The organism is Isoptericola croceus (assembly GCF_029382255.1).
In the GTDB taxonomy this organism is placed as follows: domain Bacteria; phylum Actinomycetota; class Actinomycetes; order Actinomycetales; family Cellulomonadaceae; genus Isoptericola; species Isoptericola croceus.
In genome coordinates, this window is sequence record NZ_JARLLG010000354.1 from 1 (window position 1) to 266 (window position 266).

At 42.5% G+C, this 266-nt stretch carries 1 protein-coding gene; it reads left to right on the forward strand.

The annotated features are described in order from the left end of the window. A partial coding sequence (locus PZC42_RS24820) for a hypothetical protein (RefSeq protein ID WP_277214235.1) occupies nt 1-193 on the forward strand: 193 nt, incomplete at its 5' end. Nucleotides 194-266: the final 73 nt, after the last annotated feature.

The window sequence follows — 266 nt, forward strand, 5'->3', positions numbered from 1 at the left end:
GTACTTCGATCACCATCATCAGATATGGCCATATTTTTGTGCACGTGCTCTATCAGTTTCTGGTTGGTATGTTTTGTCAACGCATGCGCTTTTATTACCTCCAGCTAATCCATTGTTTGATCAGATTGATGCGACAAAACCAGCCCCTGAGGTGTTTGAAGATGTGAAAGCCATCTTTACCCATATGGCTTGAAGTCTGCTTAGATTCATCAGAAAGGATGGCAAACGGATGAAGTTCACAATGTATCACCTTATACCACTCCTCG